Consider the following 26,338-nt stretch of genomic DNA (forward strand, 5'->3'; position numbering starts at 1 on the left):
GCTCCTTTGGATTGCTTGGCATGGACATCATGTTTTGGGTTAAGAAAGTTGTTTCACAGGGGATGATGCCGATTCCCTTTATCCTATTGTTATTACTGATTTCTTTTCTAGTATGGCGCCGTCGCAGTATGGCGAAATACTTAGTATCCTGCGCTTTTTTTCTCTTACTGTTTTTAAGCAGTCAACTGAGTGTGAATACCTTAGTGCGGCCGTTAGAATCAGCTTACCCTATTAATTCCACGCCCATCGCAGGCGCTTGTTTTGTGATGGTATTAGGTTCAGGGCATGCTGATATAGCAGGAGCGACTGCGGTGCAATCCTTATCGGATGTCGCCCTTACAAGGTTAACTGAAGGAATTCGGCAACTTAAGTTGGGTCAAGAGTGTATGTTGAACGTCAGCGGCTGGGGCGGTGAACTCACTCAATTTTCCCATGCTGAAATGATGGCTAAAGCCGCGGTAGAGCTAGGTGTTGATAAAAGCCGAATTATTCAATTTCCACTGGCGCGCGATACGATAGAAGAAGCGCAATACTTAAAGTGGGAGTTAGGGGAGGAGCCCTTTCGCTTAGTCACATCGGCCACTCATATGCCAAGGGCGATGGCTATTTTCGCCGCTAAAGGCTTACACCCCGATGCTGCCCCAACGGATTTTATTGGCCGAGATGATTTTTGGTGGCGGTTAACCGCCGATAATTTAGTGGCTTCTCAACGGGCGATTCACGAATACATTGGCCGTTTGTGGTTATGGATAAAGGCCGTAAGTTAAAGATGGCAAGTTAAGGGTGTGGTTTGCCAAGTTCAGTCTAAAGATAGTGAGTTTTAACAGGAAGATGAACAATGACAATTGAGTCAGAAATAGTATCTGTGCGTCCTTTATCGAAACGAAATGGGTTAACCTTAACTTGGCTGGGAGGCTTAAGTCTGGTGCTGGGTTTGGGACTGTTTCTGACGTGGCCGGCCTTGTTTGCTGTCGGTTTGATGTTTTTTAGTTTGGGCGCTATTTCACTCATTCTCGGTTTAGCCAAGGTGTATGAGCCGGAAACGACTCTAGCACTAGATGACAAGGGGCTGACCTATTTTCATCGCCGCGGCAAAGTGGCTATCGATTGGGATAATATTCAGCGGGTCGATATTCCGCGGGTGACTAATGGTTTAGATACTATAGAGTTATCTTATTTAGGCATTAAACTGAAACATTTAAATCCCATTCTCGATAATATTTCCCTGCGTCTAGCAACAGGATTATTAACTGAACAGCGACCTTTGCTGGTGACGGCTGCCTCTCAAGATGCAGATTTAGCGACTTTAGAAACTTATCTCGGCGCTGAGTTTGGCCCTTTAGTGATAGAAGGGGATCGTTATCGTGGCGTATTGGCTATGTTTGGGCATCGCTGCGTGATGTTAGATACGCGTTTAGGGTATCACTTGTATATTCCCCATGACAGTTTAGATAGGGAACCTAAGGACTTTATTAAGTTACTTAGACAACGTATTGCACAATGTAGCCGCTCAGCTGGTTAAATCTACAATCTCAATTGAAGATCATCAGCAATAAAAAAGGGGACCCTAGGGTCCCCAATGAGTTGCAGAGATTAAAGTTTGGGTTGTGCAGGGGCAACCCAAAGGTACTAGTGTGCTACCTCTGCGTGTACCTTATCTACACCGTAGGTTTTACCTTCAGCATGACAAGTTGCGCAAGATTCTACTGGTAAGTTAGGATCTGTCATTGCATCAGCTTCAACCACAGCACCGTTGCTTCTAAAGTGAGCGACAGCCGCTGCATCAGAGTGAGCGTGACAGCTACGGCATGATTCAGCTACTGGGCTAATGTAGTTGCTACCCACTTTGATTGAACGTTTCTCAGAGGCTAAACCACCGTCAGTCGCAAACAGTTTTGCATCATCTTTGTGACATGCAGAACATGCAGTTTCTGGTGATGGATAACCGACTAATTCACCATTGGCATCGCGGAAGATCCCTGCGATAACATCAAAGTTACCACTGTGGAAGCGGTGGGCGACGGTGAATAAGTCTTTGTTATTGAAAGTGACTTCTGGATTAATGACTTTGCTACCGTCTTCACCTTTAGAAACCACTGTTTTATGGCCTGATGCACCTGTTGTATCGTTGTGACAGTTCATACATTGATCAAAAGTGTAAGTTCCGTGTCTGGTGCCCTTGATATAATCTAAGGTGCCGTGACAGGCGTTACATTTTGCTTCTTCTACGGTAATTCGAGCAGGATCTGTCATTCGAGCTTTAACTACTGCAGAAGCATCTAAGCTATAGAATTTAACAGGAGCAGTGTTACCAATTGGATTTGTTGGGCCAAATTCAAGTCCTGTGGCATTACAGCTACTCACTTTACCTGCTTTGATACAGACGTTGGCTTCTGAACTGACGTAGATAGTACCAACAGCTTGGGCATCGGGAATATCTTTTACGAAGGTTAATACACCATCGGCCAGCGTACCATTTTCAAGCTTAAGAGCTATTGCTGTTGGTTTGACATCTCTCCAAGCATAAACAGTACCATCAGTGGTTACGTTACCCAGTAATAAGCCGTTAGCCACAAACATACCAGTAGGGTTAGTTGTCGCGTTATACACTTTTAAATCGGTTCCGTTAGGAATTGCAGCGCCATTCATGGTCACATTGGCTTTTAATGTCAATGTTTTCATTCCAGGTGTTGCTGAAGTCACTACTGCTGCACTGGTAAAGTCAACTTTGAATAGGCTTGCATACTCAGCGCGTTTACCGACACTGTGTACAGCTTCAGGTGTTAAGCTACCGCTGCCATGGCAAGATTTACATTGAGTATCATCAGCTTGGGCTAAACCAAATTCTGAATGGTTTTCGCCAGTGGTGAAGTTCACATTGATATGACAACCCACACAAGCTTGCGCATAAATATTGGTGTTATAACTTGGTGCACCATCATGACAAGATTTACATTCTTTCAAATCAGATGGGAAACCAACTTCACCGAAATATTCTTTTGCTTCGCCACTTAAGCTGTCACTGATGTGATGACCTGCGTGGATCCTATGGATCATGGGAGCAAAATCAAATACCCAACCTTCGGCCAGTTGTGCGTCACTTGGAACGAGATCAGGGTTATGACAAGTTACGCAGTTTTTAACATCTTGGTAGTTATGATGGGCTTCAATCTTCGCGATATGGCCGTCTACTTCACCGTGACAGTTTTTACATGCCGCACTAGATACTGTGTCTTTACCCGATACACCTAATTCATCTGTTGCAGGGATAAAATCAACGGGTACAGACAAAATCTTGTCAGATAGGACAACACCAGTACTATCGGCGATGTTGTAAGCACGTAAAAAGACTCTGTGTACTGCGTTTGGATTATCATTTGGATTAATGATTGGCGCTGCGCCACCATAAGTCCAAGTTGCTGTGTAAGTGCCTGGCGTCGCTGTATCTTCGGTTAAAGTACAAGCGTTTTTAGTTCCGTTCAGGCCGTTTAGAGTACAAGTTAACGAAGTGCCAGCGGCATTTGCCGTGGCATTATTTTGCCACTCAATCGGCGCGCCAGTACCTGAGGTGTTTTCATTTGCTGTTAAAGAATAAATTGCAATTTTATCCAGTCCTTTGAAAGGGACTACTTTGCCTGCATTTTTACCCGTAACAGTAAATTTAACACTGAAGCCTTCACTGCTGGTCACTTTAATGTCAGCAGGACTTAACGTGAATGCCAGATCTGTAATGGATTGAGCTGTCGTTGCGAAGGAACCCGCAGGGGCTCCGGGTGTACCTGGTGTTCCGGGAGTGCCTGGTGTTCCGGGTGTACCTGGTGTGCCAGGTGCCCCATCTTGACCATCGCTTCCGTCCCCGCAGGCGGTAAGACTTAAGGTACTGACGAGAGCCAGTGCCAGTAGAGATTTATTGTAGTTTTTCATCATCGCGTCCCTTTTTCTATCTATAAGACTGCGTGTGCAGTGCCTCTAATATAGGAGGATTCATCTACTTATAAAGTGGTATTTGCAAATTTGTATCTGATATGTGAACGATGATTTAACACCCGTGAATGGTAATTCTAAACTTTGCATTTTGATATTTTAAATAGTGAAATTAAGCTGCTAGCCTATGATGTGTATCACAATTTCAATCTTTAAACTTAGGTCGAAATGATGAATTCATTTTCGGTTAAGCAAAATGAACGATGTTAAAAGAGCCTAAATCTTAAGTCGTTATCTTAAGGTTTTGAGCACAAAAGCAATGGGATAAGAGAGCGAGGATAGGGGGACGATATGGCATTTTAAAGTGATTGAATTGTGCCTTTGATAAATAGAAGCCATAGCCCAGTAAACCCACTTAACCCACTTAACATCCATGACGTAAGCTAGGTTGATGAACTTAGTGTGTAATCTATTTTTGTATTAGTGTGCTGGTTCGAGTGCGGCAAGTAAGGAGCGCACGACGAGATCACACTGGCTTTGGCTGTAACGCCGATGAACTGCAGGTTTCTCAATCAGATAATAATGTGGCGCCATCATAGTTTCGTGGAGTCTATTAAGCTCTGTGTCGCTAAGGCGCTCGAGATGTAATCCGGGCATATGTTTAACTGTGTGCATATCAATGCTGGAACAAAAAGCCACACTCTTCATGGTTAATAGATGGGCATACCATTCCTCCCTGTCTATCACTTTCTCTACTGTAGGCAGTAAGATACCTTGGCGCTGGCAAAATAATTCTAAGGGATCGATTTTACTGTTAAAGCCCTTGAGTTCTTGAAATAGAAACGGATGGCGACAAATTTGCTCTAAGGTAATATTCGTCTCAACGTCCCAAAGTGGGTGTTGCTTGGCTGCAACGATATAAATGCCATTGATTGAGCCAAGTTTGGTGTAACTTAATTCTTTATTTTCAGCACTTTCAAACGTAATCCCAAAATCAAGCGCACCTGCGTGGATCAACTCAGCGCTATTTTCCTGCCATTTATGTAAGCGTATTTGTCCTAGCTTTTGGGCAAGTTCAGGAGTACTTAACTGAGGCGCTAAAAAGCTTAGCAGGCCATTACAAGCAGCGATATGCAGCGGTAAGTCGGTATTGATGGCCGCATTTTGTATCTGGATCGCAGATTGTTCGAGGTGATAAACCGATTCAGTAAACTGGCAAATAGCAACGTAGAGACTTTCTGCTAAAGGCGTCGGTTTAAGCCCCTGTTGACGACGATAAAATAGTTCATCGTTAAAGGTTAGGCGTAATGCATTGAGGCAGCGGCTTATTTTGGGTGCAGAAACATCTAGCGCTTTGGCCGCGCTATTTGCGTGTCCAGTGTCGAAAATACTTTTAAATACAAGCAAGGTAAAAACATCGAGTTCACAGATCTGTTTTAGTAATAAGTTGCTCATTTTGTATTTTGCCCTGTATGAGTCTTAAATGTTTTTGCGGCGCTATTAGGGGAGTTCTGTGTCCTTGCGATTACCCGAACCACCGCGATCAAATATCATGGATACTAACTGCCAAGATTAACATTCAGCATGCGGATTAACTGTGATCCCTCTCGGCAAAATAACAATTATTTAACCATTGTAAAGGGGAGAGTTGGGGAGAGTTAGATGAGTAGGCGCTATGTTTAACATCAGGCGGAAAGGAATGATTGAGCTAAAAGAGTGAGTCAAAGTCTGCTCACCTAAGGCGGCGAGCAAACGATAGTGATGCATTTAGGATTAGCGAGATTCTATGACGTCGTTTTGCACGGACGGTAAGTTGAGTGGATCTGCTGTTGGTGTATGGCCTATTGTATAGGAATAAATGGTTGGTGCATCTTCTTTAATCCGCATCCCGATAAATTGGCCACCCTCAAGGATTTGCATTGAGGTACTTGCCACTTCGCCGTCGACAACACCATTACGTTGGATCACTAAACGCTCACAAATGAGTCTGCCTTTGAAGTGCCCATCGACGATAAATTCATGGCACTTTACTTCACCTTGAATTATACCGCCTTGTTCTATGGTGATATTGGCCTCAGAAAGCAGCTGACCTTGGATATCACCGCCAACAAGCACGTCGCCTGTTAATTCGATATTTCCCGTGAGTTTAGTGCCTCGAGCAATAAAGCTAAAAGAGGTACTTTTTTTAGGCGGGAAAAACAGTTTTTTTACAAACATCATCATAAATTAACTTAATTCGAGAAGGGATTAACTGAGTTCAACAGAGGCGCGATACTAGCTTAAAATCCAGGAGAAGCACAGCTCGGCATGTGTTAATGCAATTACAGTGTTTCTATCAAGTTGGTCGTTTTATCTCAATGGCTTTGCTAGGGCAAGGAGCTACGCAGGCACCGCATCCAGTACAAAGATCAAGGTCTATTTTGGGGCTCGGAGCCTGACCAATACTGAGCACAAAGCTGATGGCTCTTGGTTCGCAGGCATCCTTACAACTTTGGCACCAGATCCCTTGAAAGGTTAAGCAGCTTTCTTGAACATGGGCTTGGTATTGCCAAGGTGCTTGAGTCAAATCGAAAATATTTTCAGGGCAAGCCTTAGCACACAGGGTACAAAATGTGCACTCATTGTCCTTAAAGGAGACTTCAGGAAATCCGCCATCACCTTTGATGATAATGTGAGTTTCACAAACCTCAAGACAGGCGGAACAACGGGTACACACATCGGTGAACTCGATATCATCACGTACCCAAGGCGGCCTTATCGCATTATCTTTACGCCGGCGAAAGAGGCTGCGACGGCTGTGATTAATACTTTGAGTCATGTTGCTCCTCGGGTGGTTAATGATGTAAAGCGACGGTATTTAGAGGGATAAAGAAAAATGGCTTGGGAGATTTCCACAAGCCATTCAAGTTATTAGCCGTTATAACCATTGGGATTGGTTGATTGCCAATGCCAGCTACTGTTGGCCATATCTTCTAGGGTATGAGTCGCTTGCCAGCCAAGATCTTCCCTTGCGTGGGTTGGATCGGCGTAGCAGGCGGCAATATCCCCTGGGCGACGTGGCGCAATTTGGTAGGCAATGGTGTTACCACAGGCTTTTTCAAAGGCCTTAACCATGTCTAATACACTATATCCTTGGCCTGTGCCTAAGTTATAGGTCACTAGACCAGGTTTAGTGGCCAATTTTGCAAGCGCTTTTAAATGGCCATTGGCTAAATCCACGACATGGATATAGTCACGCACGCCGGTACCGTCGTGAGTCGGATAATCATTACCAAACACGCTCAAGGCGGTGCGTTTACCCACGGCAACCTGCGCAATAAAGGGCATCAAGTTGTTAGGGATATCGTTAGGATCTTCGCCGATTAAACCACTGGCATGGGCGCCAACCGGATTAAAATAGCGCAGACGGGCGATATTCCAGCTCGGATCGGCATTGTGTACATCTGCCAGTATATGTTCAACCATCAACTTAGACTGACCATAAGGGTTTGTTGCCCCTGTGGGAAAGTCTTCGGTGATCGGTAAACTTGCGGGATCGCCATACACTGTTGCCGATGAGCTGAACACGAGATTTTTTACCTTAAATTCTGCCATGACTTGGCAAAGGATAAGCGTACCCGTAACGTTATTCTCATAATACTTCAGGGGTTTTGCGACGGATTCTCCCACCGCTTTTAATCCTGCAAAGTGGATAACTGAATTAATAGCATGATCGTTAAACACTTTCTGCAATAACGCTTTATTGAGAATATCGCCTTGATAGAAAGTAACCGATTTACCAGTGATCCGCTCGACTCGGTTTAAGGCTTCTATGCTTGAATTAGACAAGTTGTCCAATACAATCAAATCATTACCAGCATTGAGCAGTTCTACTACTGTGTGGGTGCCAATATAGCCAGCACCACCGGTCACTAAAATCGTCATTACTTAATTCCTTTTACAACGGTTTTTAAATAGTGCGCAAAATCTTCACCGATTTCGCTGTGGCGCAGGGCATATTCAACGTTAGCACGCATATAACCTTGCTTGTTACCACAGTCATGGCTCTTACCTTCCATGTAGTAAGCATTTACGGTTTCTTGCTTCATTAACATCGCAATCGCATCCGTTAATTGAATTTCATCGCCTGCGCCCGCAGGGGTTTTAGCCAGTAGTGGCCAAATGCTGGCAGGTAACACATAACGGCCTACAACGGCTAAATTAGAAGGAGCTTCATCTACAGAGGGTTTTTCAACTAGTTCGACTAATGGCTCAGATTCACCCGGTTGTAAATCATGACCATTCACATCGGCAATACCGTATTGGTTGACGACGTTATGTGGCACGCCTTCCACCATGATTTGACCGACTTGGGTTTCATCAAACAGGGCAACCATAGCGGCTAAGTTATCGCTACGAAGGTCACAGCTGGCTTCATCTATGATCACATCCGGTAGCAATACGGCAAATGGTGCATCGCCGACGACAGATTTAGCACACAAAATCGCATGACCTAAGCCTTTAGCTTGAGATTGGCGCACGCTGATCACTGTTACATCTTTAGGACAAATAGATTGTACGGCTTCAAGTAACTGACGTTTAACGCGGCGTTCTAATTGGGCTTCTAATTCGAAACTGGTATCGAAATGGTTTTCGATAGAGTTTTTACTGGCGTGGGTCACGAGTACAATTTCTTTGATCCCAGCCGCGATAGCTTCACTGACTACATATTGAATCAATGGCTTATCGACAACAGGTAACATTTCCTTTGGAATTGCTTTGGTCGCGGGAAGCATACGAGTGCCTAGGCCTGCGACAGGAATAACGGCTTTACGAATTTGATGTTGTTTCATTGCGAACCTTTTAGGTCAAGGAGATGCGGTTAATGGCCAATATTGTAAATGACCTGCACAGAAAAGCTATTTAGAAACGCTGAAAACTTAGGATATTTAAGTATTTTTACAGCGAAGTCGACGTAAGTTTTAGCAAAGGTAGCACAGTGCATCTAATCCAGCATGGGTGATGTGCACTTGCATGGCGTTTTTAATACCCTTGTAATATTTGCTTTACGTTTACGTCACAGTAGTGGTGCAAGAATAAAGTGTGAGGGAGTTAACAAATTTAAAGGCTTAGATCACTATGGTTCCATGAGCGCTAGCCATTAAGTGAAGACTATGACGAAAGGAACAGAGTACATCGCTCACAGAGCTGATGACACAGGGTTTATCAACTACCCGCAAGAAGAACATGAGATTTGGAGCCAGCTTTATGCCCGTCAAGCGATAAACCTGCCTGGCCGTGCCTGTAAGGAGTATTTGCAAGGGCTAGATGCCTTGGCTATGCCAAAGGATCGTATTCCGCAACTTACTGAAATTGATACTGTATTGCAAGCGACCACCGGCTGGAAAACGGCAGCCGTACCTGCGCTTATTTCCTTCGGCCGTTTCTTTGAACTACTGGCCAATAAAGAGTTTCCTGTGGCGACATTCATTCGCCGTAAGGAAGAGTTTGATTACCTTCAAGAGCCTGATATTTTTCATGAAATTTTTGGTCACTGCCCTTTGCTCACCAACCCTTCATTTGCCAATTTTTCACATATGTATGGCCAATTAGGTTTAAATGCCAGCAAAGAAGAAAGGGTATTTTTAGCGCGTTTATACTGGTTTACGGTCGAGTTTGGCTTGCTACAGCCTAAAGATGGCCCCTTGTGTATCTATGGTGGCGGTATTTTAAGCTCACCTGGTGAAACTTTATATGCAATGGAAAGTGACGTGCCAGAACGTCAGCCCTTTGATTTATTGAATGTGCTACGAACCCCATATCGCATTGATATTATGCAGCCGATTTATTATGTGATTGAGCACATTGATATGCTTGATGAAATTGCCAAAATGGACATCATGAGTTATGTCACTAAGGCACGTCAGTTAGGTTTATTTGCTCCTAAATATCTTCCCAAAGCCAAGGCGAGCTAGTCTCGATTCGATGGATAGTTTGATGTGTCATTTGAGTCGCCATCTAATTTAGTTATGTGATTTAAGTAATAAGTAATAAGTAATAAGTAATAAGTAATGATTAATGATTAATGATTAATGAGTAAAGTGCAACTGAATATCCCTATCAATGTTGCCAACAGGAGTATGTATGACTGCGTTATCGAATATGAAATGTGAAGCGTGCCAAGCCGATGCACCAAAAGTGACCGATGAAGAATTGGCAGAACTTATTCGTATGATCCCTGACTGGGGCGTGCAAGTGCGTGACGGCGTAATGCAGCTTGAGCGCGTCTACAAGTTTAAAAACTTTAAACTGGCGATGGTATTCACGAATAAGCTGGCGGATTTAGCGGAAGAAGAATTCCACCATCCAGGCATTTTCACTGAATGGGGCAAAGTGACTGTCACTTGGTGGTCGCACTCCATTAAGGGGCTACATAAGAATGACTTCATCATGGCCGCCAAGACAGACCAGTTGCTAGGTTAATTATTTAATCAATTTAATCAGCATCTTAATGTGTTTTATGATGCTGATTTTTTCTTCCTGTTACAATTCAACTGTAAACTAGGCTTGCCACTTTCAATTTAACCTTCTAACGTATACGGGCTCTGCTATTTCCCCTCATCGCTGACGTTTTCGTCAAAGGTAATGATTTGCCTAGCAAGCGTTATTTTTGTTGTAAAGCCTAAGGCGAAAAATAGCTCTGCACGGTTTATCCCCAAAATTCAAATCAAAAAAGGGAATATCAGTCATTATGCGCTTGGAAGTCAGCTGTCAGGATCGTGTTGGTTTAGCCAAAGATATCTTAGTCGTGTTAGAGCGTTATGGTATTAATTTAATTGCCATAGATGCCAGTAACCAAGGATTCCTGTACTTACAATTTGCCGAAATTAGTTTTGAAACTTTGAGTGCCTTGATGCCGCAGATCCGCAAAGTGGAAAGCGTGCACGATGTGCGTACGGTGTCATTTATGCCCTCAGAGCAAGAACATTACGCCCTTAAAACCCTGCTCAAAACCTTACCCGACTCCGTTTTTTCTATCGATGCCAAGGCACGTATCCGTATCGTTAATGAGTCCGCCTTGCTCAATATCGGCATGGGTGAGCACGAAGTGCTCGAAGAGTCGCTTAATCATTGGGTGCAAGGTTTTAACTTCAGCCGTTGGTTGAGTGAAGCACAAGTATTGGCCCAAGCGGCGCGGGTGCAAATTGGTCCGAATGAGTATCTTGCCGAAATGCTGCCGATTTACCTACCCGATGAGGATGAAAAAACCATCTTGGTTGGTGCTGTGGTGTCGCTGAAATCCCCTGCGCGCGTTGGAAAACAGTTTAACGCGCTGCAGAACCAAACCACTGGCTTTGAAAATGTATTAGCCAGCAGTGACAAGATGAAGGAAGTGCTTAAGCAAGCACGGCGTATGGCCCAGCTCGATGCACCTTTGTTGATCACGGGTGAAACGGGTACTGGCAAAGAATTAATGGCCAGAGCTAGCCATGATGCGGGGATGCGCCGTGAAAAACCTTTTATCGCCATCAACTGCGCCGCTCTGCCCGACAGCGCTGCCGAAGAAGAATTATTCGGTTACGTCAGTCAGGGTAAAGTCGTCAAACGAGGCTTTTTTGAAGAAGCTAAGGGGGGCACTGTATTTCTCGATGAAGTGGCGGAAATGTCTAGGGCGGCTCAAGTTAAGCTGCTACGGCTATTGCAAGATGGCACTTTTAGACGCATAGGGGGCGATGAAGAAGTACGTGCTGATGTGCGAATTATCTGCTCGACCCAGAAAAATTTAGCTGAACTATGCCAAACCGGTGAGTTTAGGGAAGATTTGTACTATCGCATCCATGTGTTGAGTTATCACATCCCGTCTTTACGCGAGCGTAAAGTCGATATCATTCCACTGACGGAAATGTTCCTCGAACATTACAGTCAACAGTTGTCTAGCCCAGTGCGACGGATTTCGGCCCAGTGCCGCGATCATTTGCTCACCTACGCTTGGCCAGGTAACGTACGCCAATTAAAGAACGCGGTATTTAGAGCCGTGTCTATGTGGGATGGGTCGGCCGAGTTGACGGTAGAACAGCTGAAATTGCCGTCATACGCCGAAGGTTTTGGTTACTTTGATAATGAGTTTGAGGGCAATCTCGACGATGCAATGAAGCAGTTTGAAGCGAGTCTGTTGCGTCGATTATATCCGGCCTATCCGAGCACTCGCCAGTTGGCGAAAAAGCTAGGTGTATCACACACAGCTATTGCTAATAAACTGCGTGAATACAAGATAGCCAAGCGCCGTTAGCCAGAGTCTCGTTGGGTTGACACAGTCAATGTAACAGTATCGTTCCACTTAGTTGCCGACTTTTCAGGCATATTGCTTACCGAGATATTGATAAGCGGTAACTAGGTTATAAACGTAATGATTAGTTTACAAAATGTGAAATAATTGACCTAAATGTGATTTTGGTCACGCTATAGGAATCTTGAGCTGCATCGGGTATTTCTACGCGCAACAAATACGTTAAAGCAAGTAAAAGCGCATGCCTCGTTGGCGCGAACTGCGTAACATGTATGCCCTTAATGAGTCAAAAAGTTCGATTTAAATCGCCGAATATAAGCTGGGTGACGTCGCGTGTTTTCCAGCACAATAAAATTGTACACCTAGCCGAAGAGCACTGGAGCCAATATGAAACTTGCAAGTTATAACAATGGTCGTCGTGATGGTCAGTTGATGTTAGTCAGCCGCGATCTCACTAAAACGGTTGCCGTTCCTGCCATTGCCCACACTATGCAGCAATTACTCGATGGTTGGGATTTACTGAGACCGCAATTGCAAGAATTGTACGATGCGTTAAATGAAGGCATGTTAGATAACGCGCAAGCGTTCGACGAAGCTAAGTGCTTGTCGCCATTACCGCGTGCTTACCAATGGGCCGATGGTAGCGCTTATGTGAATCACGTTGAGTTAGTCCGTAAAGCCCGTGGCGCAGAAATGCCAGAAACCTTTTGGACAGATCCGTTGTTTTATCAAGGTGGCTCAGACAGCTTTATTGCCCCTAAAGCGGATATCCCATTGGCGAGTGAAGACTGGGGTATCGATTTCGAATCTGAAATTGCGGTTATTACCGATGATGTGCCTATGGGCGTGAGCACTGACAATGCAGCTAAGCACATTAAATTGTTGATGCTAGTCAACGATGTGTCATTGCGTAACTTGATCCCTGGTGAGTTGGCGAAAGGCTTTGGTTTTTTCCAATCTAAACCATCGAGCAGTTTTTCGCCTGTGGCTGTGACACCGGATGAATTGGGTGTCCGTTGGGAAGATTCGAAAGTGCATTTACCGCTGATCACCTATTTAAATGGTGAATTATTTGGTCGTCCGAATGCAGGCGTTGATATGACCTTCAATTTCAGTCAGTTAGTTTCGCATGTTGCAAAAACCCGTCCATTGGGCGCAGGCGCGATTATTGGCTCTGGTACTATTTCTAACTATGACCGTAGCGCAGGTTCGAGCTGTTTAGCGGAAAAACGTATGTTAGAAGTGATTGCCGAAGGCAAAGCCACTACGCCATTTATGCGTTTTGGTGACACAGTGCGTATCGAAATGCTCGATGATAATGATGTAACCATTTTTGGTTCTATCGATCAAAAAGTGGTTGAATACAAAGCCTAAGGCTTTCCCTTAAAGGGCGACACCGACTCAAACTAACGGGGCTTAATTGCCCCGTTTTTATACTGACTTTTATAAGGACATGAAAATATGAAACTTTACGGTTATTGGCGTTCCAGTGCAGCCTATCGGGTTCGAATTGCCCTTAATCTCAAGGGGATTTCAGCCGAACAGTTTTCAGTACATCTCGTACGTGATGGCGGCGAGCAACATAAAGCTGCCTACATTGCGCTTAATCCTTTAGAGTTAGTGCCAACCTTAGTGGTGGATGATGAGCTGGATGTGGATGCCTTGTCGCAATCTTTAGCGATTATCGAATATCTTGATGAGATACATCCACAGTCGCCATTACTGCCTGCATCGGCTCTTGAACGTGCCCACGTGCGCGCTATGGCACTTACGGTCGCCTGTGAGATCCATCCATTAAACAACTTGCGGGTATTGCAGTATTTAACGCAAACCTTAGGTGCTGATGACACCGCCAAAAATACTTGGTATCACCATTGGGTCGCAAGTGGTTTTACGGCCTTAGAAACCTTGTTAACACGGCATTGCGGTCGTTATTGCTTTGGGAATGCCGTGACATTAGCCGACTTATGTTTAGTACCGCAGGTGTATAACGCCCAGCGTTTTAATGTGGATTTAACGCCTTATCCCAATATCATGCGCGTGTGGGCCGAGTGTAATCAGCTTGAAGCCTTTGCCAATGCTGCGCCAGAGCGCCAAGCGGATGCGGTGTAACGAATTGCGCGGATAAGGTTTTTACGAATAGAAAGAATGGATGATGAGACTTGCTTTGCGAGTCTAATCTCAGCGATGGAGTTTAAATGCTTTTCAGTAAAAAATGTCCGTATTGCAAAGGTAAACTCGGCGCTAAGGATGTGCCGATTAAGGAAGGACGCTGCTGCCATTGTGATAAGCCGATACTGTACAAACTCAATGTAATAAAATGGATGCTACTGTTCATGCCCATCTTTACTGTTAGCATTAATCTGCTAGACAAAGATGTCTATGGGTTTTGGATTTGTTTTGCGGTAATGGCACCGATTTATAGTCTCGTTTATTTACTCTGTCATGAGGTCGTAAAGTGCTCAGAAACCGATGGCGAAGTGGAGTAAGCTTAATGTCTTTCCCGTGTTTTTATCTGATATTGAAGCGGGCGATACTGTTATGAGTGGTGCTACGAATAATGTTATGAATGATGCAATGAGTGAAGCAGCGCTAGAGCATCAATTACTTGAATGGATAGCTCAAGACTGCGAGCGGGTGAGGGCGCTTGAACTCGCGCTTCAATGTGCCAAAGTACACTCAATGCCGCAGTGGTGTCTGGCGGCGGGATTTGTCCGTAATTTAGTCTGGGATCGCTTGCACGAATTTGAGTTGAGTCCACTGAACGATATCGATCAGATCTATTTTTGCCCTTTAGATATTAGCCCTGAGCGGGATCTGGCGATTGAAACCTATCTTCATCAGCTTGCCCCTGAGTTACCTTGGTCGGTTAAGAATCAGGCGCGCATGCATAGTCGCAATCAAGACATGGCTTACACATCTTGTATTGATGCTATGGCTCATTGGCCAGAGTTAGAAACCGCGGTTGGGGTGGGTTTAAAATCTCATGTTGAGACAGATACTCAGGTAGATGCAGAGACTGATCATCATTGCACGCATTACGGTATTGAGCTGGTGGTTCCCTTTGGGCTGAACTCTCTGTTTGCCCTCAAATTGAGCGCCAATCCAAAGCGATCATTACCAGTGTTTCATCACAGAGTCGCGACTAAGGGCTGGCTAACTCGCTATCCTTTGCTTACGTGTTGTTACTCAAGCTAATCTTCTCACTTTCTTATTCGTTCAGTCTAAAACTGACTTAACCGCCTCACACTGTCATTCCATGCAATCTAGTTATCTAACATGATAGGTATCATCCTCAAGCCGTTTTTATTTGTCCATTTTTTGTTTTTATCCTCATTTAACCCATCTCTATAATTTGAAATTAATGTTCAAATAACCTCTTAGTTAAGTGCTTTTCATTGTTACTAAAATGTTTATGGTGTTATTGATCACTACCTCTTGCGGTAGTCATTAGTGATGGCTAATACAACACTTAGCTCACAGAAAACAAAGGGGTATTGTCAATAAATGTTTGAATTTCGTGATTCAGCTCCCATGTGTAGTACCTATAAGTGAGTATTGCTCACTCACTTTGATTTGGGTCAATAAATCAGCCGCATATCTCTGGCAGTGTAGGTGTCAATTGTTAAGGATGTAATACAAAACAAAAACCTATGTTGTACATATGGAGTATGATGATGAATAAAAACACTGTTTCTACACTGGTCGCTGCCACCCTTTTAGCCGCTGGTTTTTCTGCCTCTGTATCAGCCCACCAAGCGGGTGACATTATTGTTCGTGCGGGTGCTGTTGTTGTTGCGCCAAATGAATCAAGCCAAGATGTAGTTATACCTGGTGTAGGCAATCTTGGCGAATTCCAAGTGAGTAATAATACTCAAGTGGGTTTGAACTTCGGTTATATGTTGACTGATAACTTCGGGGTTGAGTTATTAGCAGCAACGCCTTTTAGCCACGATGTCTCTTTGGCTGGCGTAGGTAAGATTGCTGAAACTAAGCATTTACCACCCACTTTAGTGGCGCAGTACTACTTTGGTGATGCACAGTCTAAATTACGCCCATACGTGGGTGTTGGTGTGAACTATACTAATTTCTTCGACAATGAGTTTACTAATGATTTAGGTGGTGCGTTAACGGATTTAAGCATGAGCACTTCCTGGGGCTTAGCGGCACAAGCGGGTGTTGATTATCAAGTTAACAAAAACTGGTTAGTGAACGCTTCCGTGTGGTACGCCAAAATTGATAGTGACGTTAAATTTAAATACCAAGGTACCCCAGTTACCATCGAAACCGATATTGATCCATGGGTTTATATGGTCAGCGTGGGTTACACTTTCTAATCCACTGATTAGATAAGCGTAAAAAAGGAGCCTTAGGCTCCTTTTTCGTTTCTGCACTTTTTATCGTAATATTTTCTACTTTGGCTAAGCCGATTTAGCGCTTTGGCTTTTTAGCTTTCCAGTGGCGAGTGTTATAGATAAATTCGGGTAATAATACGGTGAGCCAAGCGACGAGGCGCCAGCGTTTGGTCACATAGACGCGGCGTTTGCCTTGTTTCATTGCCTTGATGATTTGCGCTGCGACTTGTGGCAATGGTGCAAGCCACATCGCACTTTGCTGCATAGCGGCTTTATCGAGCAAACCAAGTTGGATATCGGTAATCGTAATCGGTAGCTTAAGGCGCTGAGCATGCATACTTAAGCCCTCAAGGTAATTCTGCCCAAAGGCTTTTGAGGCGTGATAGGCCACACTCGGCCCGCCGCGCAGGCCCGCAATCGAGTTGATTGCCGCCAGTTGTCCATAACCTTGCTCGCGAAATAGTCTAAATGCCGTATTGCAGATGGCAGCAAAACCTCTCACATTGACATCGATAATGTCTTGCTCCGGTAGCCAAGGCAACTCGGGGTCATAGCTATTGAGGCCTGTATTGACTAAGACTAAGTGTGCGCCGCCAAGACTTTGCCAGACTGATTCAAGTTGGTTGATGATGGCTTGAGGTTGTTCAATTTGAAGTGCAAAAACTTGTACTTTTGTTGGCAAGGATAAGGCAAAATCGCGCAGTGATTCTGGATCTTGGGCGAATAGGACTAATTCAACCTGTTGATCTGCCAATTGCTTTGCAAGTTCACGACTTAATTGTGAGCTAGCTCCCACAATGATTGCAGTTGCTTGGGTCATAGATTTTTCGGCAACGAAATGGTGGCTTATGATAGAAAGTTATGTTCACCAAGACAAGATTTATAGCTTGGGCGTATGGACATCTAGAAGTCTTTATGTATGATTAGGAGAAACAAAATGAACAAATGGTTGCGTTTAAGCGCGTTGAGATTAACAGCCTTAGCATTAATGGCCGTAATGGGGGTGTTATCGGGTTGTGCGACACCGAATGCTATCGTTGAGATAAAAGGCGAGACCTTATATCGCGAACGGATAGCCTTACCTGCCGATGCTAAGGTCATAGTGCAACTGCTTGATGTCTCAAAAATGGATGTGCCAGCCATAGTGATGGCGGAGCGCGTGCAACAAGGTGCTGCGACACCCGCGCCATTCAGTTTTGCGATTGGTAGCGATCAGTTCCAACCCGGTCACACTTATGCCATAGGTGCCCGGATTATGTTGGGTGATAAGTTATTGTTTATTAATACTCAAGCCTATCATATTGATCTCAATTCCACTGAGCCAATGACGATACTGCTAGAGAAAGTCGGTGGCTAGTTAGCCCGCTCAAAAGTGAGCTGACATACGCGCCGAATCCGTTAGTATTTACGAACAGAAGAGGCGCGGTATGCCGGTTAGAATTCCAGATCATCTGCCCGCAGCAGGGGTGTTAGAGTCAGAAAATATTTTCGTTATGTCCGAGACGCGGGCGGCGAATCAAGATATCAGGCCGATGAAGGTGCTGATTTTGAACTTGATGCCGAACAAAATCGAGACTGAAACCCAGTTATTGCGCTTACTGGGTAACACGCCTTTACAAGTCGATGTGGATTTACTGCGCATTCACGACAAAGAATCCAAGCATACTTCCATCGACCACATGAATACTTTTTACCGTGACTTTGAAGCCGTGCGCCATAAAAATTATGACGGTCTTATCATCACAGGCGCGCCGCTTGGGCAAATCGATTTCGAAGATGTGGTTTATTGGGATCATATCCGTGAAATCATCGACTGGTCCCAAGAGCATGTCACCTCAGTGTTGTTTTTATGCTGGGCAGCCCATGCGGGCTTGTATCATCTCTATGGTTTAAATCGAAAAATATTGCAACAGAAGCGTTCTGGCGTATTTGTACATAGGCGCACTTGTCAGCATTTCCCACTGCTACGTGGTTTTGATGATGAGTTCTTTGCACCCCATTCGCGTTTTGCCGAGATGGATGTGGAAGAAATTAGACAACACCCGCAGTTGCAAGTGTTAGCCGAATCTGATGAGGCTGGGGCCTATTTGGTGTTAAGTCGCAATAACCGTAACTTGTTTGTAATGGGTCACCCTGAATATCAAAAATCGACTTTAAACGATGAATACCATAGGGATTTAGCTCAAGGCTTAACGCCAAATGTGCCACAAAACTATTATCGAAATAATAATCCAGAAGCCGAAGCCATTGCCCGCTGGCACAGCCACGGTAGTTTGTTGGTCAGTAATTGGCTCAATTATTACGTTTACCAGTTAACGCCTTATGACTTAAGTGATATGACGGCGATGACGCCGTGGGAATCGCGCTAAGGTTTTTTTTTAGCCTTTTATGGTGATGTGGTCACATGGATGTGACCTAAGCTGATACCCAAAAGCTCTTAATTTATCTCTCCCTTAGATTCTGTTGTCCACGCTTGACTGCGCTTAATCCCTGCCTCGCTGTAAATCCTTACTGACAATTTTTACCCGATAAAATCGACACATTAGACCAAGGAATACTTGCTTTACGTTCGCGTAAACGTCAGAGTGGTTTTATTGTCGATTTTATTAAACGTCCCAAGGCTAGCACTAGGCCTTGTGGTCAATTTGGGTTGGAGCCTGCATGAGTACTGAACCGTTAAATCAAGATATTGTTATTGTTGCCGCTAAACGCACCCCTATGGGTGGTTTTCAAGGCAGTTTGTCATCTGTTGCATCACCGACTCTAGCCGCGACAGCCATTAAGGGCTTGTTGGCGGAAACACAATTGGCGGGTGAACATGTTGATGAAGTCTTGATGGGCTGCGTATTACCCGCTGGTTTAGGTCAAGCGCCTGCGCGTCAGGCAACTTTAGGTGCGGGGCTACCACTTTCAGTGGGGGCGACTACTGTGAACAAGGTCTGTGGCTCAGGCATGAAGACGGTAATGTTAGCCCACGATTTGATTAAAGCGGGCAGTGCAAAAGTGGTGATCGCTGGCGGTATGGAAAGTATGAGCCAAGCGCCGTATCTATTAGATAAAGCCCGCGGCGGCATGCGCATGGGCCACGGCAAAGTGCTCGATCATATGTTTTTAGATGGTCTTGAGGATGCTTATACTGGCGGCGCCATGGGAACGTTTGCCCAGAAAACCGCCGATGAATTTGGGATCACCCGCGAGCAGATGGACGCTTTTGCCCTAAGCTCGCTCGAAAAAGCCAATGCCGCGATTAACTCGGGGGCCTTTAAGGCCGAAATTACGCCTGTCACAGTTAGTGAGCGTCGCGGTGATGTGACTGTCGATACCGACGAGCAACCCGGTAATGCCCGCCCTGAAAAAATTCCTACGCTGCGCCCAGCCTTTACCAAAGATGGCACTATCACAGCGGCGAACTCTAGCTCTATTTCCGATGGCGCAGCGGCATTGATGCTGACCTCGCGTGGCGAAGCTGAGCGTTTAGGTTTAACTGTATTAGCCACCATTAAAGGCCACACGACCCACGCCCAAGAGCCTTCACTCTTTACCACTGCACCGGTTGGCGCTATGGCGAAATTGCTGGCCAATGTCGGTTGGTCAACGGATGAAGTCGATTTATTTGAAATCAACGAAGCCTTCGCCATGGTGACTATGCTTGCCGTGTCTGAACTGGGTTTAGATGTAGCTAAAGTTAACGTCAATGGCGGCGCCTGCGCCTTAGGTCATCCTATTGGCTGCTCGGGTTCACGTTTGCTGGTGACCTTAATCCATGCATTAAAAGCCCGCGGCCTTAAACGCGGTGTCGCCTCGCTGTGTATCGGCGGTGGTGAAGCAACAGCGATGGCCATCGAGGTCTAATCGCTTAACATTTTAGTTAAATCAACAAGACTGAGATTAACAAGACTTAGATCATTTAGATTTGAATCAACAAGACGGGGCTGGCAAGGGCAATCACTTCCCTTGAGGATAATCATAATATCGCACCGCCAGCCCATCACTCAACAAGGAAAGGATTGCAACATGACCACACAAGTAAAGCATTACATTGACGGCGAGTTTATCCAAGGTACGGGCACATCACAGATTATTGTCACCAATCCCGCGAATAACTCGCCGATTGCTGTGATTAATGCTGCCACTAGCGAAGAAGTTCACGCTGCGATTGCTAGCGCCAAAGCGGCCTTTAAAACCTGGAAAGAAGTGCCAGTGTCTGAACGCGCGCGCGTCATGTTGCGTTATCAACATCTGCTAAAAGAACATCACGACGAACTGGCGACCATTCTTGCAAAGGAAACCGGTAAAACCTTCGAAGATGCCAAGGGCGATGTATGGCGCGGTATCGAAGTCGCTGAACATGCTTGTAACGTAGCGTCATTATTGATGGGTGAAACCGTCGAGAACGTCGCGCGTTCAATTGACACTTACAGCTACACTCAACCGCTCGGTGTGTGTGCTGGTATTACGCCATTTAACTTCCCTGCGATGATCCCGTTATGGATGTTCCCATTGTCGATTGCCTGCGGTAACACTTTCATTTTAAAGCCTTCTGAACAAGACCCTATGACGCCGCAGCGCCTGGTTGAGCTGTTTGTTGAGGCGGGCGCACCTAAAGGCGTATTGCAATTAGTGCACGGTGATAAAACAGCCGTAGATATCCTGCTGGCAGACCCTGCGATTAAAGCCATTTCCTTTGTCGGTTCTGTGGCTGTGGGTCAATATATTTATAAAACAGGTACCGATAACTTAAAACGCGTGCAAGCCTTTGCGGGCGCGAAAAACCACTGCGTTATCATGCCAGATGCGAACAAACAGCAAGTGATCAACAACTTAGTTGGCGCATCTGTGGGCGCGGCGGGTCAGCGCTGCATGGCGATTTCGGTGGCCGTGTTTGTTGGCGCCGCGAAAGAGTGGATCCCAGAATTAAAAGAAGCCCTAGCCAAAGTTCGCCCAGGTTTATGGGACGATAAAGAAGCGGGTTATGGTCCGGTTATCAGCCCAGCCGCTAAGGCGCGGGTGCTTAAACTTATCGCCCAAGGTAAAGCCGAAGGCGCCGAGTGTTTACTCGATGGCAGCGATTTTACCGTGGAAGGTTATGAATCCGGTAATTGGATTGGCCCAACCATGTTCGATAAAGTCACTACTGATATGAGCATTTACAAGGAAGAAATCTTTGGCCCTGTACTGTGTTGTATGGAATCAGACTCCTTAGAAGCAGCCATCGAATTAGTTAACGCCAGCCCTTATGGCAACGGCACGTCTATCTTTACCGCTAGCGGTGCTGCTGCCCGTAAATATCAACATGAAATCGAAGTCGGCCAAGTGGGGATTAACGTGCCTATTCCTGTGCCATTACCTTTCTTCTCATTTACCGGTTGGAAGGGCAGTTTCTACGGCGATCAACATGCTTATGGTAAGCAAGCGGTGCGTTTCTATACCGAGACCAAGACCATCACTTCCCGCTGGTTTGAGTCTGATATTGCCGTAGCTTCAACGCCAAATATGAGCATTAACCTACGCTAAGCTCGGTTATAAACCGCGGCGTCTTTATGGCGCCCAATTTATTAAATAAAAAGTGACCATAGAGTCATAGGAGAGCCCAATGGATTTTAATTTCAACGATGACCAACGTCAGTTTGCCGATCTTGCGCGCCAGTTTGCCGCGGAAGAATTAACCCCGTTCGCCGCCAAGTGGGATGAAGAACATCATTTCCCCAAAGACGTGATCCAAAAAGCCGGTGAGCTAGGTTTTTGCTCTCTGTATTCGCCAGAATCCGAAGGTGGCATGGGCTTATCGCGCCTCGATGCCTCGATTATTTTTGAAGAACTTGCCAAGGGCTGCACCGCGACCACGGCCATGCTGACCATTCACAATATGGCGACTTGGATGGTGACGACTTGGGGCACTGAAACCCTGCGTCAGACTTGGTCTGAGCCGTTAACCACTGGGCAGATGTTAGCGTCATACTGTTTGACTGAGCCGGGCGCGGGTTCTGACGCTGCATCTTTGCAAACCAAAGCGGTGCGCGACGGCGATGAATATGTGATTTCAGGCTCGAAAATGTTTATCTCAGGCGCGGGCGCCACTGAGCTTTTAGTCGTGATGTGCCGTACAGGTCAAGCTGGGCCTAAGGGAATTTCGGCCATTGCCATTCCGGCGGATGCCGCTGGTGTTATCTACGGTAAAGCCGAAGATAAAATGGGCTGGAATGCCCAGCCGACCCGTCAAATCACCTTTGAAAACGTGCGCGTGCCAGTAGCGAATTTGCTCGGTGAAGAAGGCCAAGGTTTTGCGTTCGCGATGAAAGGCTTAGACGGCGGTCGCATCAATATCGCTACCTGTTCTGTGGGTACGGCGCAGTCGGCTTTAGAGCGCGCAACTCAATATATGAATGAGCGTCAGCAATTTGGTAAACCTTTAGCGGCTTTCCAAGCGCTGCAATTTAAACTTGCCGATATGGCAACCGAGTTAGTGGCAGCCCGCCAAATGGTGCGCCTTGCGGCCTTTAAACTCGATAGTGGCGATCCTGAGGCCACGGCTTATTGCGCTATGGCGAAACGCTTTGCCACCGATGTGGGTTTTCAAGTCTGCGATGCGGCGCTGCAAATTCATGGTGGATATGGTTATATAAGGGAGTACCCGCTGGAACGTCATTTCCGTGATGTGCGTGTACACCAGATTTTAGAAGGCACTAACGAAATTATGCGCTTAATTATCGCCCGTCGTTTACTCGATGAAAATGCAGGACAAATCCTGTAATTCGACTCGCAATATGCGTGACTTACAGGTCGGCGATAACTGAAAAGGAGTCTATAAAGATGGAATATTTAGTTGAACGTATCGAAGGCCATACGGCGATTCTGACCATGAACAATCCGCCAGCCAATACTTGGACCGCCGAGAGTTTGCAGGCGCTTAAAGCCAAAGTGCTTGAGCTAAATGCCAATAAAGAGATTTACGCCTTAGTGTTAACGGGCCAAGGGCAAAAGTTCTTCTCCGCTGGCGCCGATTTAAAACTGTTTAGCGATGGTGACAAAGGTAATGCGGCAACGATGGCAAAGCATTTTGGTGAAGCCTTTGAAACCTTAAGCCAATTCCGCGGTGTGTCGATTGCCGCGATTAACGGTTATGCCATGGGCGGCGGCTTAGAAGTCGCGTTGGCCTGCGATATTCGTATCGCCGAAATTCAAGCTGTGATGGCATTGCCAGAAGCGACGGTCGGTTTATTACCCTGTGCGGGTGGCACTCAAAATCTGACCGCACTCGTCGGTGAAGGTTGGGCTAAGCGGATGATTTTATGTGGTGAGCGCATCGATGCGACTCAAGCATTGAATCTACGTTTAGTGGAAGAAGTGGTTGATACTGGCGAAGCGCTTAATGCGGCAATCGCTTTGGCCGTTAAAGTCGCTAACCAAAGCCCAAGCAGCGTCACAGCGTGCAAGACACTTATTCAAGCGGGGCGCACTATGGCGCGTAGCCAAGCGCTACCGATTGAGCGTGAGTTATTTGTCGGATTATTTGATACTGAAGATCAGGCCGAAGGCGTGAATGCGTTTTTAGGGAAACGTAAAGCTGAGTGGAGAAACCGCTAATGACGAATGTAGTAGATAATGACGTGGTCGAGTATGTCGCAAATCAGGTCACGACCACACAAAATGTGGTGTTTCAAACCTTAGCCACTGCTTCTGGCAAATTGGTTGGAGTAGTCACACTCAATGTGGAAAAAGCCCTCAACGCCTTAGATTTAGGCATGGTACGCGCTATGACGGCGCAGCTTAATCTGTGGAAGAAAGATCCCCTTATCGCTTGCATCGTATTAGATGGCAGCGGTGAGAAGGCATTTTGTGCTGGTGGTGATGTGCGCGCTTTATACCATGCTTCCATTGCCGCTAATGGGCAAGTGACTGAGGAAGCAAAGGTTTTCTTCGAAGAGGAATATCGCCTCGATTATCTACTGCATACCTTTGGCAAACCTGTGTTGGTCTGGGGCGATGGCATTGTCATGGGCGGTGGCCTCGGTTTGATGGCGGGCGCGAGCCACAGAGTCGTTACCGAAACCTCGCGTATCGCTATGCCTGAGGTGACTATCGGCCTGTATCCCGATGTGGGCGGCAGTTATTTCCTTAATCGTATGCAGGGCAAGATGGGATTGTTTTTGGGATTGACCGCCTATCAACTCAATGCCGCCGATGCCTGTTATGTGGGCCTTGCGGATCATTACCTGAACCGCGACGACAAAGAGCTGATGTTTGATGCCATGGCAACCTTAGATTGGAGTGATACGCCAGCACTTAATCATCAACGTTTAGATAGCATGATCAACGAGCTGTCTAATCAAGTGGATATTCCTAAGGGCGACAGTGTATTAGCCGAAAGCCAAGACATAATCGACAGGCTTATGGCGGGCAGTCTGCAGGATATTGCAGCACGCATGTCAACTTTGGTATCGGAAGAAAAGTGGTTAATGAAAGCGCGGGACACCTTCCTTGCGGGTAGCCCTATCAGCTGGCACTTGGTCTATATCCAAGGGCAGTTAGGGACTAAGCTTAGCTTAGCTCAATGTTTCAAGTGGGAGTTAACCGCAAGTGTTAACGTGTGTGCCCACGGTGATTTCTGCGAAGGCGTTCGTGCACTCTTGATTGATAAAGACAAGAAACCTCAATGGCGTTTTAAGGATGTTAACTCAGTACCCACAGCGGTACTTGAGCAAATATTGGCTTCCCCATGGGGCGAGGCGCATCCCTTTAACCAACTGAGTTAAGCGTTTAAGGGCCGAGTTGGCTAAGCGCTGTATTTATCGGCTTAGCTAAGCTCGCTTTACTCTGTGATAATGACAGCATAATCAATTTGATAGCATTATCACAACACTAAAAAGAACAACACAGGAGTGATGGCATGAGTACAGTAGCCTTTATCGGTTTAGGTAATATGGGCGGCCCAATGGCGGCCAATTTATTAAAAGCAGGCATGACGGTTCGCGTCTTTGATTTAGTCCCCGAGGCTATGCAGCAATTGGCCGAAAAAGGCGCCTTAGTATCAAGTACCGCCTGCGGCGCTGCAGCGGGTGCAACTGTGGTGATTACAATGTTGCCTGCGGGCAAGCATGTGAAAAGTTTATATTTAGGCAATGGAACAGACAAAGGGCTCCTAGAAGTAGTTGCAGGTGATACCTTGCTCATCGATTGTTCAACCATCGATGCACAAAGCGCACAATTAGTGGCGGCCGAAGCGGCTAAAAGTGGCATCGAGTTTATGGATGCACCAGTTTCTGGCGGCACGGCAGGTGCGGCAGCGGGTACGTTAACTTTTATTTGTGGTGGCTCGGATAACGCTTTTGAACGTGCGCAGCCCGTACTTAAGGCTATGGGTGTGAATATCTTCCACGCAGGCGGTCCAGGTGCGGGGCAAGTCGCGAAAATCTGCAATAACATGCTGTTATCTGTGTTGATGGTCGGTACTTCCGAAGCGCTGCAAATGGGCGTCGATCATGGTCTCGATCCCAAAGTGTTATCCGACATTATGAAGGTCAGCAGTGGCGGAAACTGGACGCTAGAGAAGTACAATCCCTGCCCAGGCGTGATGGAAACAGTGCCTTCTTCTAAGGGCTATCAGGGTGGCTTTATGGTAGATTTGATGGTCAAAGATCTCGGTCTGTCACAAGACGCTGCATTATTGAGCAACTCTAGCACGCCAATGGGCGCTTTAGCCCGCAGCTTGTATGTCAATCATGCAAGACAAGGCAATGGCCGCCGAGATTTTTCCAGTATATTTGAACAATTTGCACCACTTAAAAAATAGACA

25 protein-coding genes are annotated in these 26,338 nt (G+C 45.9%); 18 read left to right on the forward strand and 7 right to left on the reverse strand.

Annotation, left to right across the window (positions count from 1 at the left end; translation table 11 throughout):
- Nucleotides 1-65: 65 nt before the first annotated feature.
- Nucleotides 66-767 carry a YdcF family protein gene (locus tag L5L98_RS00425; protein ID WP_263138434.1) on the forward strand — a complete coding sequence of 234 codons (702 nt, stop codon included), beginning with the start codon at nucleotides 66-68 and terminating at the stop codon, nucleotides 765-767.
- 71 nt (nucleotides 768-838) lie between these two features.
- A complete protein-coding gene (locus L5L98_RS00430; protein ID WP_212600041.1) occupies nucleotides 839-1,522 on the forward strand; it encodes a DUF2982 domain-containing protein in 684 nt (227 codons plus the stop codon).
- Nucleotides 1,523-1,629: 107 nt separating this feature from the next.
- Here the strand turns inward: L5L98_RS00430 and L5L98_RS00435 are convergent, their stop codons facing one another.
- The 6 genes from L5L98_RS00435 to galU form a co-directional block, all read right to left on the reverse strand.
- Nucleotides 1,630-3,927, reverse strand: coding sequence for an OmcA/MtrC family decaheme c-type cytochrome (locus L5L98_RS00435; RefSeq protein ID WP_263138114.1), 2,298 nt, complete (start codon nucleotides 3,925-3,927; stop codon nucleotides 1,630-1,632).
- A 477-nt stretch (nucleotides 3,928-4,404) separates the two neighbouring features.
- On the reverse strand, nucleotides 4,405-5,379 hold the full coding sequence (locus L5L98_RS00440) for a LysR family transcriptional regulator (protein ID WP_113938944.1): 975 nt from the start codon (nucleotides 5,377-5,379) through the stop codon (nucleotides 4,405-4,407).
- Between the two features lie 318 nt (nucleotides 5,380-5,697).
- A complete protein-coding gene (locus L5L98_RS00445) occupies nucleotides 5,698-6,147 on the reverse strand; it encodes a polymer-forming cytoskeletal protein (RefSeq protein ID WP_263138115.1) in 450 nt (149 codons plus the stop codon).
- 112 nt (nucleotides 6,148-6,259) lie between these two features.
- Nucleotides 6,260-6,742, reverse strand: coding sequence for a ferredoxin-type protein NapF (gene napF, locus L5L98_RS00450; protein ID WP_263138116.1), 483 nt, complete (start codon nucleotides 6,740-6,742; stop codon nucleotides 6,260-6,262).
- Between the two features lie 92 nt (nucleotides 6,743-6,834).
- On the reverse strand, nucleotides 6,835-7,848 hold the full coding sequence (gene galE / locus L5L98_RS00455; RefSeq protein WP_263138117.1) for a UDP-glucose 4-epimerase GalE: 1,014 nt from the start codon (nucleotides 7,846-7,848) through the stop codon (nucleotides 6,835-6,837).
- Nucleotides 7,848-8,756 (reverse strand): UTP--glucose-1-phosphate uridylyltransferase GalU, encoded by a 909-nt coding sequence (gene galU, locus L5L98_RS00460; RefSeq protein WP_168823151.1) that lies wholly within the window; start codon nucleotides 8,754-8,756, stop codon nucleotides 7,848-7,850. Before galU ends, galE begins: the two co-directional genes overlap by 1 nt.
- Before the next feature lie 321 nt (nucleotides 8,757-9,077).
- Here galU and phhA point away from each other — a divergent pair, with 321 nt between their 5' ends.
- The 8 genes from phhA (at nucleotide 9,078) to ompW (ending at nucleotide 16,527) form a co-directional block, all read left to right on the forward strand.
- Nucleotides 9,078-9,878 (forward strand): phenylalanine 4-monooxygenase, encoded by an 801-nt coding sequence (phhA, locus tag L5L98_RS00465; protein ID WP_168823149.1) that lies wholly within the window; start codon nucleotides 9,078-9,080, stop codon nucleotides 9,876-9,878.
- A gap of 169 nt (nucleotides 9,879-10,047) precedes the next feature.
- Nucleotides 10,048-10,386: a 4a-hydroxytetrahydrobiopterin dehydratase gene (locus L5L98_RS00470; protein ID WP_028760576.1), complete on the forward strand. Its 339-nt coding sequence runs from the start codon at nucleotides 10,048-10,050 to the stop codon at nucleotides 10,384-10,386.
- 268 nt (nucleotides 10,387-10,654) lie between these two features.
- Complete coding sequence (gene tyrR / locus L5L98_RS00475; RefSeq protein ID WP_263138118.1) at nucleotides 10,655-12,193, forward strand: transcriptional regulator TyrR; 1,539 nt, start codon at nucleotides 10,655-10,657, stop codon at nucleotides 12,191-12,193.
- Between the two features lie 384 nt (nucleotides 12,194-12,577).
- On the forward strand, nucleotides 12,578-13,564 hold the full coding sequence (locus L5L98_RS00480) for a fumarylacetoacetate hydrolase family protein (protein WP_028760574.1): 987 nt from the start codon (nucleotides 12,578-12,580) through the stop codon (nucleotides 13,562-13,564).
- Between the two features lie 87 nt (nucleotides 13,565-13,651).
- Nucleotides 13,652-14,302 carry a maleylacetoacetate isomerase gene (maiA, locus tag L5L98_RS00485; protein WP_263138119.1) on the forward strand — a complete coding sequence of 217 codons (651 nt, stop codon included), beginning with the start codon at nucleotides 13,652-13,654 and terminating at the stop codon, nucleotides 14,300-14,302.
- A gap of 86 nt (nucleotides 14,303-14,388) precedes the next feature.
- Nucleotides 14,389-14,679, forward strand: a complete 291-nt coding sequence (locus L5L98_RS00490; protein WP_263138120.1) for a hypothetical protein — start codon at nucleotides 14,389-14,391, stop codon at nucleotides 14,677-14,679.
- A 52-nt stretch (nucleotides 14,680-14,731) separates the two neighbouring features.
- On the forward strand, nucleotides 14,732-15,388 hold the full coding sequence (locus tag L5L98_RS00495) for a nucleotidyltransferase family protein (RefSeq protein ID WP_263138436.1): 657 nt from the start codon (nucleotides 14,732-14,734) through the stop codon (nucleotides 15,386-15,388).
- Nucleotides 15,389-15,864: 476 nt separating this feature from the next.
- On the forward strand, nucleotides 15,865-16,527 hold the full coding sequence (gene ompW / locus L5L98_RS00500) for an outer membrane protein OmpW (RefSeq protein ID WP_168823143.1): 663 nt from the start codon (nucleotides 15,865-15,867) through the stop codon (nucleotides 16,525-16,527).
- 94 nt (nucleotides 16,528-16,621) lie between these two features.
- Here ompW and L5L98_RS00505 read toward each other — a convergent pair whose 3' ends face one another.
- Nucleotides 16,622-17,365 (reverse strand): SDR family NAD(P)-dependent oxidoreductase, encoded by a 744-nt coding sequence (locus L5L98_RS00505; RefSeq protein ID WP_131523783.1) that lies wholly within the window; start codon nucleotides 17,363-17,365, stop codon nucleotides 16,622-16,624.
- Nucleotides 17,366-17,482: 117 nt separating this feature from the next.
- Between L5L98_RS00505 and L5L98_RS00510 the strand changes: the two genes are divergently transcribed.
- The 8 genes from L5L98_RS00510 to mmsB all read left to right on the forward strand — a co-directional run bounded on the left by L5L98_RS00510 (nucleotide 17,483) and on the right by mmsB (nucleotide 26,335).
- Nucleotides 17,483-17,902, forward strand: a complete 420-nt coding sequence (locus tag L5L98_RS00510; RefSeq protein WP_173245790.1) for a YbaY family lipoprotein — start codon at nucleotides 17,483-17,485, stop codon at nucleotides 17,900-17,902.
- Between the two features lie 70 nt (nucleotides 17,903-17,972).
- A complete protein-coding gene (metA, locus tag L5L98_RS00515) occupies nucleotides 17,973-18,914 on the forward strand; it encodes a homoserine O-acetyltransferase MetA (RefSeq protein ID WP_173245787.1) in 942 nt (313 codons plus the stop codon).
- Nucleotides 18,915-19,206: 292 nt separating this feature from the next.
- Entirely contained in the window at nucleotides 19,207-20,397 is a 1,191-nt protein-coding gene (locus L5L98_RS00520; protein ID WP_263138121.1) for a thiolase family protein, read from the forward strand.
- A gap of 162 nt (nucleotides 20,398-20,559) precedes the next feature.
- The gene (locus L5L98_RS00525) at nucleotides 20,560-22,059 is read left to right on the forward strand and encodes a CoA-acylating methylmalonate-semialdehyde dehydrogenase (protein WP_263138122.1); all 1,500 of its coding nucleotides are present in this window, start codon (nucleotides 20,560-20,562) and stop codon (nucleotides 22,057-22,059) included.
- Between the two features lie 79 nt (nucleotides 22,060-22,138).
- Complete coding sequence (locus tag L5L98_RS00530; RefSeq protein ID WP_113938930.1) at nucleotides 22,139-23,296, forward strand: acyl-CoA dehydrogenase family protein; 1,158 nt, start codon at nucleotides 22,139-22,141, stop codon at nucleotides 23,294-23,296.
- 59 nt (nucleotides 23,297-23,355) lie between these two features.
- Nucleotides 23,356-24,129 carry an enoyl-CoA hydratase gene (locus L5L98_RS00535; RefSeq protein WP_011789976.1) on the forward strand — a complete coding sequence of 258 codons (774 nt, stop codon included), beginning with the start codon at nucleotides 23,356-23,358 and terminating at the stop codon, nucleotides 24,127-24,129.
- Nucleotides 24,129-25,298, forward strand: a complete 1,170-nt coding sequence (locus tag L5L98_RS00540; RefSeq protein WP_263138123.1) for an enoyl-CoA hydratase/isomerase family protein — start codon at nucleotides 24,129-24,131, stop codon at nucleotides 25,296-25,298. The genes L5L98_RS00535 and L5L98_RS00540 overlap by 1 nt, the downstream gene beginning before the upstream one ends.
- A gap of 134 nt (nucleotides 25,299-25,432) precedes the next feature.
- A complete protein-coding gene (mmsB, locus tag L5L98_RS00545) occupies nucleotides 25,433-26,335 on the forward strand; it encodes a 3-hydroxyisobutyrate dehydrogenase (protein ID WP_263138124.1) in 903 nt (300 codons plus the stop codon).
- The last annotated feature ends 3 nt before the right edge of the window (nucleotides 26,336-26,338 follow it).

Origin of the sequence: Shewanella sp. SM23, assembly GCF_025654295.1 — a bacterium.
Classification (GTDB): Bacteria; Pseudomonadota; Gammaproteobacteria; order Enterobacterales; family Shewanellaceae; genus Shewanella; species Shewanella oncorhynchi.

Bases quoted from the DNA above. Each gene is read 5' to 3' on its own strand.
- phhA (WP_168823149.1), top strand. From the start codon at position 9,078: ATGACGAAAGGAACAGAGTACATCGCTCACAGAGCTGATGACACAGGG.
- mmsB (WP_263138124.1), top strand. From the start codon at position 25,433: ATGAGTACAGTAGCCTTTATCGGTTTAGGTAATATGGGCGGCCCAATG.
- L5L98_RS00535 (WP_011789976.1), top strand. From the start codon at position 23,356: ATGGAATATTTAGTTGAACGTATCGAAGGCCATACGGCGATTCTGACC.
- L5L98_RS00520 (WP_263138121.1), top strand. From the start codon at position 19,207: ATGAGTACTGAACCGTTAAATCAAGATATTGTTATTGTTGCCGCTAAA.
- napF (WP_263138116.1), bottom strand. From the start codon at position 6,742: ATGACTCAAAGTATTAATCACAGCCGTCGCAGCCTCTTTCGCCGGCGT.
- L5L98_RS00495 (WP_263138436.1), top strand. From the start codon at position 14,732: ATGAGTGGTGCTACGAATAATGTTATGAATGATGCAATGAGTGAAGCA.
- L5L98_RS00480 (WP_028760574.1), top strand. From the start codon at position 12,578: ATGAAACTTGCAAGTTATAACAATGGTCGTCGTGATGGTCAGTTGATG.
- L5L98_RS00525 (WP_263138122.1), top strand. From the start codon at position 20,560: ATGACCACACAAGTAAAGCATTACATTGACGGCGAGTTTATCCAAGGT.
- tyrR (WP_263138118.1), top strand. From the start codon at position 10,655: ATGCGCTTGGAAGTCAGCTGTCAGGATCGTGTTGGTTTAGCCAAAGAT.
- L5L98_RS00505 (WP_131523783.1), bottom strand. From the start codon at position 17,365: ATGACCCAAGCAACTGCAATCATTGTGGGAGCTAGCTCACAATTAAGT.
- metA (WP_173245787.1), top strand. From the start codon at position 17,973: ATGCCGGTTAGAATTCCAGATCATCTGCCCGCAGCAGGGGTGTTAGAG.
- L5L98_RS00540 (WP_263138123.1), top strand. From the start codon at position 24,129: ATGACGAATGTAGTAGATAATGACGTGGTCGAGTATGTCGCAAATCAG.
- L5L98_RS00510 (WP_173245790.1), top strand. From the start codon at position 17,483: ATGAACAAATGGTTGCGTTTAAGCGCGTTGAGATTAACAGCCTTAGCA.
- galU (WP_168823151.1), bottom strand. From the start codon at position 8,756: ATGAAACAACATCAAATTCGTAAAGCCGTTATTCCTGTCGCAGGCCTA.
- L5L98_RS00425 (WP_263138434.1), top strand. From the start codon at position 66: ATGCCGATTCCCTTTATCCTATTGTTATTACTGATTTCTTTTCTAGTA.
- L5L98_RS00445 (WP_263138115.1), bottom strand. From the start codon at position 6,147: ATGATGATGTTTGTAAAAAAACTGTTTTTCCCGCCTAAAAAAAGTACC.
- L5L98_RS00470 (WP_028760576.1), top strand. From the start codon at position 10,048: ATGACTGCGTTATCGAATATGAAATGTGAAGCGTGCCAAGCCGATGCA.
- galE (WP_263138117.1), bottom strand. From the start codon at position 7,848: ATGACGATTTTAGTGACCGGTGGTGCTGGCTATATTGGCACCCACACA.
- L5L98_RS00430 (WP_212600041.1), top strand. From the start codon at position 839: ATGACAATTGAGTCAGAAATAGTATCTGTGCGTCCTTTATCGAAACGA.
- L5L98_RS00435 (WP_263138114.1), bottom strand. From the start codon at position 3,927: ATGATGAAAAACTACAATAAATCTCTACTGGCACTGGCTCTCGTCAGT.
- ompW (WP_168823143.1), top strand. From the start codon at position 15,865: ATGATGAATAAAAACACTGTTTCTACACTGGTCGCTGCCACCCTTTTA.
- L5L98_RS00440 (WP_113938944.1), bottom strand. From the start codon at position 5,379: ATGAGCAACTTATTACTAAAACAGATCTGTGAACTCGATGTTTTTACC.
- L5L98_RS00490 (WP_263138120.1), top strand. From the start codon at position 14,389: ATGCTTTTCAGTAAAAAATGTCCGTATTGCAAAGGTAAACTCGGCGCT.
- L5L98_RS00530 (WP_113938930.1), top strand. From the start codon at position 22,139: ATGGATTTTAATTTCAACGATGACCAACGTCAGTTTGCCGATCTTGCG.
- maiA (WP_263138119.1), top strand. From the start codon at position 13,652: ATGAAACTTTACGGTTATTGGCGTTCCAGTGCAGCCTATCGGGTTCGA.